10 protein-coding genes are annotated in these 12,871 nt (G+C 73.0%); 6 read left to right on the forward strand and 4 right to left on the reverse strand.

What is annotated here, in order from left to right; translation table 11 throughout:
• Window positions 1–64: 64 nt before the first annotated feature.
• The 6 genes from Nocox_RS36695 to Nocox_RS36720 all read left to right on the forward strand — a co-directional run bounded on the left by Nocox_RS36695 (window position 65) and on the right by Nocox_RS36720 (window position 10,791).
• Window positions 65–841, forward strand: a complete 777-nt coding sequence (locus Nocox_RS36695; RefSeq protein WP_051112657.1) for a class I SAM-dependent methyltransferase — start codon at window positions 65–67, stop codon at window positions 839–841.
• Between the two features lie 174 nt (window positions 842–1,015).
• Complete coding sequence (locus tag Nocox_RS36700; protein WP_157383231.1) at window positions 1,016–3,292, forward strand: hypothetical protein; 2,277 nt, start codon at window positions 1,016–1,018, stop codon at window positions 3,290–3,292.
• 3 nt (window positions 3,293–3,295) lie between these two features.
• Entirely contained in the window at window positions 3,296–5,113 is a 1,818-nt protein-coding gene (locus Nocox_RS36705) for a UvrD-helicase domain-containing protein (RefSeq protein ID WP_020545041.1), read from the forward strand.
• Between the two features lie 47 nt (window positions 5,114–5,160).
• Entirely contained in the window at window positions 5,161–7,005 is a 1,845-nt protein-coding gene (locus Nocox_RS36710; RefSeq protein ID WP_026214733.1) for a sigma factor-like helix-turn-helix DNA-binding protein, read from the forward strand.
• Window positions 7,006–7,026: 21 nt separating this feature from the next.
• Window positions 7,027–8,172, forward strand: a complete 1,146-nt coding sequence (locus tag Nocox_RS36715) for a cysteine--tRNA ligase (protein WP_020545043.1) — start codon at window positions 7,027–7,029, stop codon at window positions 8,170–8,172.
• A gap of 156 nt (window positions 8,173–8,328) precedes the next feature.
• Window positions 8,329–10,791 (forward strand): penicillin acylase family protein, encoded by a 2,463-nt coding sequence (locus Nocox_RS36720; RefSeq protein ID WP_246649665.1) that lies wholly within the window; start codon window positions 8,329–8,331, stop codon window positions 10,789–10,791.
• Window positions 10,792–10,795: 4 nt separating this feature from the next.
• Here Nocox_RS36720 and Nocox_RS36725 read toward each other — a convergent pair whose 3' ends face one another.
• The 4 genes from Nocox_RS36725 to Nocox_RS36740 form a co-directional block, all read right to left on the reverse strand.
• Complete coding sequence (locus tag Nocox_RS36725; RefSeq protein WP_020545045.1) at window positions 10,796–11,221, reverse strand: hypothetical protein; 426 nt, start codon at window positions 11,219–11,221, stop codon at window positions 10,796–10,798.
• 59 nt (window positions 11,222–11,280) lie between these two features.
• Entirely contained in the window at window positions 11,281–11,844 is a 564-nt protein-coding gene (locus tag Nocox_RS36730) for a dihydrofolate reductase family protein (protein ID WP_020545046.1), read from the reverse strand.
• A 79-nt stretch (window positions 11,845–11,923) separates the two neighbouring features.
• Window positions 11,924–12,427, reverse strand: a complete 504-nt coding sequence (locus tag Nocox_RS36735) for a flavin reductase family protein (protein ID WP_157383232.1) — start codon at window positions 12,425–12,427, stop codon at window positions 11,924–11,926.
• A gap of 17 nt (window positions 12,428–12,444) precedes the next feature.
• Window positions 12,445–12,861: a DUF6113 family protein gene (locus tag Nocox_RS36740; protein WP_020545048.1), complete on the reverse strand. Its 417-nt coding sequence runs from the start codon at window positions 12,859–12,861 to the stop codon at window positions 12,445–12,447.
• Window positions 12,862–12,871 lie beyond the last annotated feature (10 nt).

Below are 12,871 nucleotides of genomic sequence, written 5' to 3' on the forward strand. Positions count from 1 at the left end.
TCTAAAGTGAACAGACAGCACGGCCACGGGGGCCCGATGTCTGAGGAAATGTGAGCTGATCGTCTTGCGATACGACACACCGAGCTTGGAGCGGTGGAACAGTCGCGCCTACGACAGCAGCTTCGGCTACGTCTCCACCCAGGGCGCGCCACTGGTCGACCTGCTGGATCCGCGGCCCGGCGAGCGGGTGCTCGACCTCGGCTGCGGCACCGGCGTGCTCACCGCGCAGATCGCCTTCCGCGGCGCCGAGGTCCTCGGCATCGACGGCTCCTCCGCCATGATCGAGAAGGCGCTGGCGCAGTACCCTGGCATCAACTTCATCGTCGGCGACGGGCACGACTTCTCCGTGGTGGACCCGTACGACGCGGTCTTCTCCAACGCGGCGCTGCACTGGATGAGCCGCGACCCCGGCACCGTGATCGCCAACGTGCGCGAGGCGCTGACGCCCGGCGGGCGCTTCGTCGCCGAGATGGGCGGGGCCGGCAACTGCGCCGAGCTGACCGCCGCGATGCTGACCGCCTGGCGCGAGTACGGCCTGCGCGAGCCCGAGCTGCCGTGGTATTTCCCCTCTCCCGCGGAGTACGCCCGCCGCCTGGAGAAAGAGGGTTTCGTCGTCCGGCTGCTGGAGTACTTCGACCGGCCGACCCCGCTCGACGAATGCCCTGGCGGAGCCGCCGACTGGGTGCGGATGTTCGCCTCGTCGGTCCTCGAAGGGCTGCCCCCGGAGATCGTGGAGCCCCTGCTCCATCGCGTCAACGAACTGGCGGCGCCCGCGCTTCGCAGGGAAACTGGCTGGATGGCCGACTACGTGCGTCTACGCTTCGCCGCCGTACGGCGCTGATGCGTAGTGCATGATGCGTAGGGCTAATTTGCCGGACTATGGTCTGTTCCGTGGGCGGCGAGATGACGGCTGCACCGCCGCGGCGGCGTGAGGGGTGAACGGAACGGGATGAATTTCTGCCTGAGCGACCTCGTTCCACCGTTGAGGTGGAGCGACGCGTCGACGATCACGCTGTTGACCGGGCAGCCGGATCTGCCGGACGCGTGGTGGCGCACCCTGCCCGTGCCGCACGTCCTCGCCGCGATCGGCCCCGAGGCCCTGGCCGAGCTGCTCACGGAGATCGCCCTTGAGCACTGGCCCGCGGCGGCGGTGGGCGACGTGCTGCCCGCGTTGCACGTCCTCGACCCCGAGGAGGCCGACGAGCCGCCGGTCGCCATCGCGCTGGACCGTGCCGGATCGTGGACGGGGCTGCTCGCGCTGACCGGGCGAGAGCTGGCCGACCAGCCGTTCATCAGGGCGCGGCCGGTGCTGAGCACGTTGTTCGCGGCGGTGTTCACGCGGCTGGCGCAGCCGCTGCCCCTCCCCGCGGCTCCCGAAGCCCCGGCAGTCCCCGAGACTCCCGAGGCGGACGAGCCCGCGGCCGCGCACACCGCATCCGCGCGGGCCTCCACGGGCCCTCAGCCCCCCGCGGCGCCGGCCGAGGACTCCGAGCGGGTGGCGTCGGAACAGGCCCCCGTCCAGGGACTCGCCTCCGTGGCCCCCGCAGAGGAGGCCCCCGCAGAGGAGGCCCCCGCGGAGGAGGCCCCCACGGAGGAGGCCGACCGCGCCGAGGAACACGAGGCCCCCGGGCACGCCGCTCCGGCCGAGCCGGGCGACGCCCCCGCGGACGCAGCTCGCGCCGAGGACGGCGAAGTCCTTGAGGAGGCCGTATCCGGCGCCGAGGAGGACGAAGCTCCCGCGGACGCGGCTCGTGCGGAGGACGGCGGAACCCCTGAGGGTGCCGCATCCGGCGCCGAGGGCGGCGAAGCACCTGGGGACGACGTGGGCGGCGGTGAGGAGGGAGAGCCGGCGGCGCACGCCTTCGCCGCTGTGGGGCAGGCGCCGGCGCACGCCTTCGCCGCCTCGCGTTCCTCCGAGGACGGGGCGCCGGCGCACGCCTTCGCCGCCGCCGCGGAGGAGGCCGGGCGGCCGGTGCTGGACGCGGACGCCGAGCCCGCCGCCGACGCCGGTGACGGGCCCGAGCCCACGCCGGACTCCGTCGAGGAGCCCGCTCCTGAGCCCGCCGCCGCCGAGGCCGAGGCCCTGGAGGCGGACGGCCCGGCGTCCGGCGCTCCCACCGAGGACGACGAGGTGGAGAGCCAGGAGGACCAGGGAGCCCAGGAACTGCCCGAGCTGATCGAGGCCGCTTTCGCCGGCCTGGACGACAAGAGCTGGGCCGTGGCCCAGAACCGGGTCTTCACCGACGAGCCGTCGGCGGTGGACCAGCTCGCCAAGCTGTTCGCCGTCCCCCCGTCGGAGATCACGGCCACAGAGGAGGACTTCCGCGTCCGCCTCGGCGAGTGGCTGGACAGCGACGAGGCCGCCCCCTTCCGGGCGCACCTGGACGAGCTGCGCAGAACGCTCGGTCCGGAGGCCCCGAAGGAGCGGGTGATCGGCGCGGCCGACTGGCACAGGACGGAGATCCGCGCCCTGGAGGTCCCCGCCTGGCAGGTCGTGCTGGCGACCCTCCCCGGCAAGCAGGCGGTGCTGGCCGCGCCGGCCGTCCAGGCGGCCCCGCCGCCCCCGGTCGACCTGCCGCCCCCTCCTCCCCCGAGGCTCGACCCGGTGCTGCACTTCGACGCGCCGCGGCAGCCGCCGATGGACATGCCGCCGCAGTCGGCGTTCGGGCCGGTGCCGCTGCCGCCGTCGCCGCCTCCCGGGCCGCCGCAGTTCCAGGCGTTCAAGCCGGTGGCGTCCCACGAGCAGAACGGCGGCTCGGGCGAGCAGAAGCCGTACCAGCCGCTGAAGGACGTCTCGCAGACCAGGCGCTGCTTCCGCCAGCCGGACGGCCGCTGGTGGTTGCGCGTGGACGTGACCGCCGAGCAGATGGCGGGCGGCGAGTGCGCGCTGCCGACGGGCTTCGCGGCGTACCTGGGGCTGTCGCCGGGTGAGACGAGGACGGTCAGGAGCGCCGCGGGCGAGCTGACCATGACCTGGCACGGCCGCCCGGTGCTGGAGTCGATCGAGCACCTGCTCGGGGACGTGGGCGCGCGCGAGGGCGGGCACCTGTTCCTCACGCTGTCGGACGAGGGCGTGCTGCGGGCCAGGCACCTGCCGGTGGCCGCGCAGGGCGCCGAGAAGATCACCAAGGCGCTGCGCCTGGTCGGCTACACCGCCCCGGGCGGCACCCGTGACCAGGCGGCGCGGGTGATCGCGACGAGGATCGGCATGACGGGCCCGGTCAGTCTGCCGGACCTGCTCACCAGGCTCCGCGAGCGCGGGGACCGCGACCTGCTCGCCCTGCTGGACTGAGCCGTGCCGCGGCTCGCGATCGGCCCTGAGTTTCCCAGGGAGCTCAGCGCACTGGCCCAGCCGGTGCGCAGGGACGCCGTGGTCGCGCTGCGCCGGTTCCTGCTCAACGTGGCCGGGGCCCCGCATCCCGAGCGGGTGCGGGGCGCCCGGGACCCGCGGGTGGCCACGCTCCGGCTGGCCGACGGGCACCGGGGGGTGGTGGTGCGCAGGCGGGACGTCTACTGGCTGCGTACGGTGCTGCCGGACGCCTCGGCCTGGTCGTACGCCCGCCGCCACCGCTACAGCGTCAACCCCGTCCTCGGGGTGGTCGAGGAGTGGGACGCCGAGGCCCTGGAACGTGTCGAGCCCGCCTTACGCCGCTCGGCGCGCTCGGCCGGGCTGTTCGCGCCGGTGTGCGACGGCGACCTGCTCTCGCTCGGCCTGGACGTGCGCGCTCTGCCGTTGTTCCGCCTGATCACGACCGAGGCCGACGTGGCCGCGCTCGAACCGCTGCTGCCGCCCACCCAGCACCTGCCGCTCGCGGTGCTGGCCAGGGGCGGCTCGCTGGCGGAGGCGTGGCGCGAGCTGGACTCCTGGCGGGCCGCCGACGAGGCGGGCCCGATCGATCCCGACGACCTCTACGCGGCCCTGCGCCGCACCCCCGACCAGGCCGCGTTCGCGGCCGACAAGGTGGCACTGGACCGGGTGCTGGGGGCGCCGGAGTGGTGCACGTTCCTGCATCCGGCGCAGCACCGGCTGGCCAAGGCGCCCCGCTACGATCGTCCCGTGCTGGTCGTCGGCGGCGCGGGCACCGGCAAGACCGTGGTCGCCCTGCACCGCGCCGCGTACCTCGCCGCGCACGGCAGCGGCCCCGTCCTGCTGGTCACGTTCTCGCAGGGCCTGGCCGAGGAGCTGTCGGCGCGGCTCGACACGCTCATCGAGGACGAGATCGTGCGCAAGCGGATCGAGGTGGACAATCCCGAACGGCTGGCGCTGCGCATCGTGGCCGACGCGGAGGGCCGCCGTCCCGCGCTGGTCGGGCCGGGGGCGCGGACCCTCGCCCAGCTCACCGACGAGGCGCTGCGGCTGCTGTCGTTGTCCACCGGTGACCTGCTGGACGACGTGGAGCCGGGGCGCAAGCCGTACCGGCACGTGGTGGTGGACGAGGCGCAGGACGTCAGCCCGGCGCAGTGGCGGCTGCTGCGGGCGGTCGCGCCGCACGCGCCGGACGACCTGTTCGTGGTGGGCGATCCGCACCAGCGGGTCACCGACACGCGGGTGGCGCTCGGCGCGGTGGGGATCCCGGCCGAGCAGCACACGCTGAAGGTCACCTACCGGCTGCCGCAGGAGCTGCTGTCGTTCGTGGTCCGGCTGCGCGGCGGTGGCCTCGCGACGGGGCTGGCGAGGAGCGCGACCGGCATGTACGGCTACCGCGCCACGCGCAACGGCGAGCGGCCGCTCGTCCGGGCGTACGAGTCGGCCGAGGAGGAGCTGGCCGGGCTGCGCGCCATGGTCGAGTCGTGGCTGGCCGACGGGGTGCCGCCGGGCGAGATCGCGGTCGGCGCGCGGACGACGCGGCTGGTGAGGCAGGCCAGGAAGGCGCTGGAGGGCCTGGACGTGCGGGCCGCGACCTTCCAGCATCTGAAGGGGCTGGAGTTCGAGCGGGTGGCGCTCGTCGGCGTGGCGGAGGGCGTGGTGCCCGAGCCGCCTCCCGAGGATCCCGGCGCGCGGGCCAGATTTTTGGGGCGCGAGCGGAGCATACTGTTCGTCGCCTGCACCCGCGCCCGTGCCATGCTCTATATCTCCCATTACGGAAGAGGCAGCCCCTTTTTACCACTCTGATCACATAGTCTGAACTGCGGATACTTCCCATTGCCGGTTGGACCTCAATGAACCTCAGCCTGAGCGACCTCGCGCCACCCGTGCGCTGGACCTCCCCTGGGCAGGTCGCGCCTGTCCTGGAGGAGCCACAGCTGCCCGAGGCCTGGTGGCAGGCGCTCCCCCTCGACCGTGCCTGCGCCGTCGTCGGCACGCAGACCGTGGCCGGCCACCTGGCCGACCTCGCCGTGGCCTTCTGGGGGCACCTGCAACTGGGCGACGTCCTGCCGCTGCTGCGCTTCTCCGACCCCGCCGAGGCCGAGCGGACGCCGGAGACGCTGGGCAAGGACGTGGTGCAGAAACTGTTCACCGGCGTGTTCGAGCGGCTGCTCGAACCCGTCCCCGAGGCGGCCCCGGCCCCCGCCCGCCCGGACCGGCCGCTCCCCGAGGTGATCGACGAGCTGTTCGCCACGCTCGACGACCGGCAGCGCGCCATCGCCCGCGACCGCCTGTACGCCGCGCAGCGCGCCACGCTGGACGAGCTGGCGCAGCGGTTCTCGGTGACGCGCGAACGCATCAGGCAGATCGAGCGCGACCTGCGCGACCACGTCGAGAGCTGGCTGGCCGGCCAGGACGCCGCGCCGCTCGTGGCGCACGTGACGTGGCTGCGCGGCCGGCTCGGCTCGGCCGCGCCCGCCGACGACCTCCAGGCCACCGTGCCCTGGCACCGTACCGAGCTGCGTTCCCTGGGCATTCCCGCCTGGCGTTTCGTGCGCACGCTGCTGACCGGCTACGAGCAGTCCGACGGCTGGCTGGTCGCGGGCGGGGCCGACGAGCTGCGCGAGAAGACCCGCCAGCTCTTCACCGACGGCCCGCGCCCGATCGGCGAGGCCGTGGCCATGGTGTCCCAGCTCGGCGTGCGCGAGGACGTCGCCGAGCGGTGGATCCTGGACGTGCCGCACCTGCGCGTGCTGGGGCAGCACGTGGTGCCGTGGCCGCGCAGCATCAACGAGAAGGCCGAGGCGGTGCTCGCGGTGGCCGGCACGCCGCTGTCGCCCGAGGAGATCCAGGAGCGCATCGGCGAGGACTACAGCCTGGTCGGCATCCGCAACCAGCTCACCGCCGACGACCGCTTCCTGCGGGTCGACCGCAACAAGTACGGCCTGACCCGCTGGGGCGGCGACGAGTACCTCGGCATCAGGGAGATGATCGCCCGCGAGATCGAGCGGGCGGGCGGCGAGGCGTCGGTCTCCACGATCGTGACGAACCTGACCTCCCGCTACGACGTCAGCGAGAGCTCGGTGCGCGCCTACTCGGGCGGCCCGGGGTTCGAGCGGACGCAGCGGGGCTGGATCCGGGTGGCGGGCACCTCGCCGAGCGGGGAGTCCGAGCCGTACCAGCCGCGCAAGGACGTCTCGCTGACCCGGCGCAGCTTCCGCTCCCGCGACGGGCGCTGGTGGCACCGGGTGGACGTCAACGCCGAGCATCTGCGCGGGTCGGGCTCGCCGCTGCCGACGGGGTTCGCGGCGTACCTGGGGATGGCGCCCGGCGGGCAGCTCACGGCCTCGGCGACGTCCGGCGACGTGGTGATCAGCTGGCACAACCAGCCCACCATGGGGTCGATCCGCAACGTGCTGGCCGAGTACAAGGCGAGCGAGGGCGACCACGTCTTCCTGACCGTCTCCGACGGCGGCGAGCTGCTGACCCGCTACCTGCCGGCCGCGCCGGTCGGGATGCCGCCCGTCAACCGGGCCCTCTACCTGCTCGGCTACACCGCTCCCGTCAGCTCGGAGATGGAGGGCCTGCGGCTGATCGGGGCCAGGATCGGGCTGCCCGACACGGCGGCGCGCGAGGAGATCCTCGGGCGGCTGCGCGAGCGCGGCGACCGCGACATCCTCGGTTTCCTGGGCGGATGACGCCCGGCTAGGCTCGGGAGAATGCTGCGGATCCACGACACGCGCGCCGGTCAGGTCGTCCCGCTCCGGCTCGGCAGGCTGGTGCGGATCCACGTCTGCGGGCCCGCGGCCGACCGGCGGGCCCATGTCGGCGACCTGCGCGCGTACGTGCTGGCCGACCTGGTGCGGCGGGTCCTGGAGCGGGGGCGGGCGCGCGTGCTGGCCTGCCGGCCGATCATGGACGTCGGCGCGGCCCGCGCCCACGAGGACGCCTTCCGCGCCGACGCCACCGCGCTCAACATCCGGCCGCCGGAGCACGCGCCGCAGGCGAGCGAGAACGCCGGGAGCGTGGTCGAGCTGATCGCGAAGCTGGTCGAGCGCGGCCACGCCTACGCGCTGCCGGACGGCTCGGTCTTCTTCGACGCGCGCACGTTCCCTGCCTACGGCGAGCTCTCCGGCGACGGGCCGGCGGAGCCCGGGGACGCCGATCCGCGCGGGCGCTTCCCCGCCGACTGGGCCCTGTGGGAGCCCGGCGACGGCCCCTGGGACTCGCCGTGGGGGCGCGGGCTCCCCGGCAGGCACGTCGCGTGCTCGGCCCTGTCGCTGCGCTTCCTCGGCCCGGCCGTCGACCTGCACCTCGGCGGCATCGACCGGTGCTTCCCCCATGACGAGGCCGAGCGGGCGCAGTCCGAGGCGGCGACCGGGCACGAGGTGGTCCGGCACTGGGTGCACGGTGAGCGCCTGCTGTTCGACGGACGCGAGCCGGACGGGTCCGCGGGCGGCGCGGTGCTGCTGCCGGACGTGACGGCGGCCGGCCTCGACCCGCTGGCGCTGCGGACGGCGTTCCTGGAGCACCACTACCGCCGGCGGCTCGACCTCACCTGGGACCTCCTGCGGGCCGCCGACCGCACGCTGCGGCGCTGGCGCTCGCGGGTCGCCGCGTGGGCCGAGTCGCCCAGCGCGCCGATGGCGTCCGGGTACGTGGAGCGGGTGGAGGCGGCGCTCGGCGACGACCTCGACACCCCGGCGGCGCTGCGCGTGCTGGGCGAGCTCGAACGCGACGAGTCGCTGCCTCCCGGGGCGAAGCTGGAGGCGTTCCTGCACGTCGACCAGGTGCTCGGGCTCGACCTGTCGATCGACATCGGCAGGGCGCCGACGCTGCCCGCGGGCGATCAGACCTGGGCATGAACCGGCAGATCCCGCCAATCGGCTGCGAAGGCGGACGAAGGTGTCCGGAGTAGTGATCATGGGCTGCCAGACTTGGTGCCAGTTCCGCGAAGTTGGAGGTGTCGGCCGGTGAGGCCCTATGCGTGGTTGCCGCGGCCTTTGCGGTGGTTCGCTCGGGTGGCGACCGTTCTTCTCGTGCTGGCGCTGGTGCTGACCGGTGTGCTCGTCTTCATCGTGCGGCAGTCGTTCCCGCAGGTGGACGGGTCGGTACGGCTCTCCGGCCTGTCGGGGAGTGTGGAGATTTATCGCGATAAATCAGGAATCCCGCACATCTACGCCTCCAACCCGGGCGACCTCTTCATGGCCCAGGGCTACGTCCACGCCCAGGACCGCTTCTACGAGATGGACTTCCGCCGGCACATGACCGCCGGCCGCCTCTCCGAGCTCTACGGCAGATCCACCCTGGAGACCGACAAGGCCCTGCGGACCATGGGCTGGCGCCGCGTCGCCGAGCAGGAGCTGCCCCTGCTGTCCGAGGACACCCGCGCCTACCTGGACGCCTACGCCAAGGGCGTCAACGCCTGGCTCAGCGCCCACCCCAACGCCTCCGACCGCAGCCTCGAATACTCCATCCTGAAGATCCAGAACGGCGCCTACCACCCCGAGCCGTGGGGCCCCGCCGACTCCCTCGCCTGGCTCAAGGCCATGGCCTGGGACCTGCGCTCCAACATGGAGGACGAGATCGACCGGGCGCTGATCGCGGCGAAGCTGCCCCGCGACCGCGTCGAGCAGCTCTACCCCGGCTACCCGTTCGACCGGCACTCCCCCATCGTCACCACGGGCGCCATCGACCGCGAACGCTTCGACCAGAAGGCCGAGCCGCGCCTGCGCCTCGGCACCGGCGCCGTCATCCAGGCGGCGGCGCGGACCCTGGACGCCGTGCCGAGCACCATGGGCACCGCCGACCGCGAGGGCATCGGCTCCAACTCGTGGGTGATCTCCGGCGCGCACACCAAGAGCGGCAAGCCGCTGCTCGCCAACGACCCGCACCTGTCGCCGCAGCTCCCGTCCGTCTGGTACCAGGCGGGACTGCACTGCCGGCAGGTCAGCGCGCAGTGCCCGTACGACGTGACCGGGTTCACCTTCTCCGGCGTGCCCGGCGTCGTCATCGGGCACAACGCGAAGATCGCGTGGGGCTTCACGAACCTGGGGCCCGACGTCGCCGACCTGTTCCTGGAGAAGGTGGACGGCGAGACGTACCTGTACCGGGGCGAGCGGCGCAGGCTGGAGACCCGCAAGGAGCAGATCAAGGTCGCCGGCGGCGCCACCGTCACGATCACCGTGCGCAGCACCGTGCACGGCCCGCTGATCAACGAGGTCATGCCCGACGCCAAGCCCTCGGGCGAGGCGAACGCGGTCGCCCTCCAGTGGACGGCGCTGACGCCCGGCCACACCGCCGACGCGATCTTCGCGCTCAACAAGGCGGGCGACTGGGCGCAGTTCCGCTCGGCGGCCTCGCTGTTCGAGGTGCCCGCCCAGAACCTCGTGTACGCCGACACCTCCGGCAAGATCGGCTACCAGGCGCCCGGCCGCATCCCCGTACGCGCGAAGGGCGACGGCAGGTGGCCGGCGCCCGGCTGGACCGGCGAGTACGACTGGCTGCCCGACCCGATCCCGTTCGAGCAGCTCCCGTCCGTCGAGGACCCCGCCGAGGGGTTCGTGGTGACCGCGAACAACGCGGTCATCGACCCCACCCGCTACAAGCCGCTGCTGACCGAGGACTGGGCCTACGGCTACCGCTCCGAGCGCATCCGCTCCCTCGTCGAGGAGGCCGTCGGCAAGGGCAAGGTGGACGCGGCGGCCATGTCCGCCGTCCAGGCCGACACCCGCAACGGCTTCGCCGCGACCCTGGTGCCCGCGCTGGCGGAGGTGGACCTGGCCGGCCCCGCGCGGCAGGCCAGGGAGCTGCTGACGTCATGGGACGGCACGCAGGGGCTCGACTCGGCGCCGGCGGCGTACTTCAACGCCGTGTGGCGGCACCTGCTCGCCCTGACCTTCCACGACGAGCTGCCCGAGCAGGCCAGGCCCGCGGGCGGCGACCGCTGGTACGAGGTCGTGAGGCGGCTGCTCGACATCCCCGACGACCCCTTCTGGGACGACGTCACCACCGAGAACGTCACCGAGCGGCGTGACGACGTGCTGCGGCAGGCGATGGCGTCGGCGTACCAGGAGCTGGCCGACCGGTTCGGCGAGAAGGCCGCCGACTGGCGGTGGGGCGACCTCCACCGGCTCGACCTGGTCAACGGCTCCCTCGGCACGTCCGGCATCGCGCCCGTGGAGGCGCTGTTCAACCGGGGGCCGATCGCGGTGCCGGGCGGCAAGGACGCGGTGAACGCCACCGGCTGGAACGCCCAGAAGGGCTACGCGGTGACGGCGGTGCCGTCGATGCGGATGGTGGTGGACCTGTCCGACCTGGACAAGTCCCAGTGGATCAACCTGACGGGCGCGTCCGGGCACGCCTTCCACGAGAACTACTGGGACCAGGCCGAGATCTGGGCCGGCGGCGGGCTGCTGCCGATGCGCTCCAGTCCCGGCTCGGTACGCAAGGCCGCCGTGCACACCCTGAAGCTGAGCCCCTGAGCGGTCAGGACGTTGCCCCGCCGCCCCTCCGCCACCGGAGGGGCACGCGGGGATAGCCGCCGTCCTCCAGGTCCGCCAGCCGCTCGAAGACGTTGTACGCCGCCTGGTGCCCGCAGACCATCACCGAGGCCAGCATGGCGAGCAGGTAGAGCGGCAGCATGGGCAGCCCGACGCACCAGGCCCACTGCGTGGCGTGCCGCCCCTCGTGCAGGATGAGCCGCTCGTCGAGCGAGTCACGCCTGGTCAGGACCACGTTCCCGACCGTGAAGGCGCCCGCGACGGGGAAGCGGTAGCGGTAGCCGAAGGCGAGGATGAGCCCGTCGGGGCCGGGCCGGCGGGCGGCTCCGCCGACGACCGAGATCAGCAGGCCGAACGGCGTGGCCAGGTTGACGTAGTTGGCCGCCCGCCGGATCCGATAGCGCCTCTCCATGAAACCCCTCCCACCGCCGACTATGCCGTGTCCTCGGCGGTGGTCAAGGACGGGCCGCGTCAGCGGTGCCGGCGATACCGCAGCTCCAGTATCCCGTTGGCGGAGGCGGCGCTGGAGACCAGGTCGAGGCGGTATGAGCTGGGGACGCCGTCGAACAGCCGGGTGCCCTCGCCCGCGACGTAGGGGAACATGCTCACCCGGAGCTCGTCGATCAGGTCGAGCCGCATGAGCGAGCGCCAGAGCCGGACGCCGCCCCAGACCAGGACGTGGCCGTCGCCGCCCGTCCGGATCCGGTCGACCTCCTCTTCGGTGTCGCCGGAGGCGATGGTGGTGTTGGCCCAGCCGGCCGTCTTCAGCGTGCGGGAGAAGACGACCTTGCGCGCGGGGTTCAGGATGCCGGCGAACGGGTGGCCGGTGGAGGTCGTCATGGCCCGGGAGATGGACTCGTAGGCGCTGCGGCCCATGACGTGCGCGTCGGCGCTCCGGAGGAAGTCGAGGTACGCCGGGTCGTCGGGCTGCTGGTTCTCCGGCAGGTCGAAGCAGAACTTCCAGAAGTCGGTGTCCTCGTCGGCGAGAAGGCCGTCGAGGGAGTAGTTGAACACTGTCGCGATCAGCGTGCGCATGGCCGGATCTCCGTGGCGTCTGTGGGCCTTTGTCGGCGGTTGAGACGCCCGCGCCGCGCGGAAGTCATCGGCGCGGAAGTCATCGGCGCTGCAGGAGCTTGTAGCGGCCTTCGTGGAACAGCAGCGGCGGCCCGTCCGACGGCATCCCCAGGGACGTCACCCCGCCCACCACGATCGAGTGGTCGCCGGCGTCGTGCACCGCGCTCGTGGCCGCCTCCACCGTGGCGATGGCCCCGTCGAACAGCGCCACCCCGGACTCGCCCCGGCGGTGCGGCCACCGCGCGAGCTGCCCGTCCAGCGGCCGGCCGCGATGGGCGAAGAAGCGCGAGGCGTCCTCCATGGCGGCGGGCAGCACCGACACGCCCCACGCCCCGGCCTCCAGCACCGCGTCGTGGAAGCGGGCCACCTTCTCGGCGCAGAACAGCACGAGGAGGGGGTCGAGCGAGACGGACGTGAACGAGTTGACGGTCATGGCGTGATCGAGGTCGCCCACCCTGGTCGTCACGATCGCGACTCCGGTGGCGAAGCGGCCGACGACCTTGCGGTAGGTTTCCGGGTCCACGTGCCGCTCTGTCGAATGCACGAAGTTACTTTATGCCCTTAAGTAGGGTTCTTCGGTGAGTACCCTCTCAAAAGCCACGATCCCCTGCTAGACGACGGCGAAAGCAGATAAGCCACCACAAGTGCCACCAAACCGCCGTACAGATAGACATATCCCGGCAAACCACTGGCGATCACCAGGTCACCCGACGCCAGCTGCACCGTGAACGGCATCGTCACCAGCAGCCAGCCGGCCCCCGGCACCGCCGCCCCCAGCCGCGACCCCAGCAGCTTGCCCGCCCCCAGGCACACCAGGAACAACATCAGCACCCACACCACGGCCGCCCCCGGCAGCGGCCCCTCCTGCCACACGGGATGCGTGAACCCGCCCACGACCCCCATGACGACCCCCAGCACGAACAGCATGCCGTACGCCGCTCCGCCCAGGGCCGACTCGGCCTGGCTGCGATGTTCCATGCCGACCGAG

This window comes from Nonomuraea coxensis DSM 45129, from assembly GCF_019397265.1.
Taxonomy (GTDB): Bacteria; Actinomycetota; Actinomycetes; order Streptosporangiales; family Streptosporangiaceae; genus Nonomuraea; species Nonomuraea coxensis.

Bases quoted from the DNA above. Each gene is read 5' to 3' on its own strand.
- Nocox_RS36710 (WP_026214733.1), top strand. From the start codon at position 5,161: ATGAACCTCAGCCTGAGCGACCTCGCGCCACCCGTGCGCTGGACCTCC.
- Nocox_RS36715 (WP_020545043.1), top strand. From the start codon at position 7,027: ATGCTGCGGATCCACGACACGCGCGCCGGTCAGGTCGTCCCGCTCCGG.
- Nocox_RS36725 (WP_020545045.1), bottom strand. From the start codon at position 11,221: ATGGAGAGGCGCTATCGGATCCGGCGGGCGGCCAACTACGTCAACCTG.
- Nocox_RS36730 (WP_020545046.1), bottom strand. From the start codon at position 11,844: ATGCGCACGCTGATCGCGACAGTGTTCAACTACTCCCTCGACGGCCTT.
- Nocox_RS36740 (WP_020545048.1), bottom strand. From the start codon at position 12,861: ATGGAACATCGCAGCCAGGCCGAGTCGGCCCTGGGCGGAGCGGCGTAC.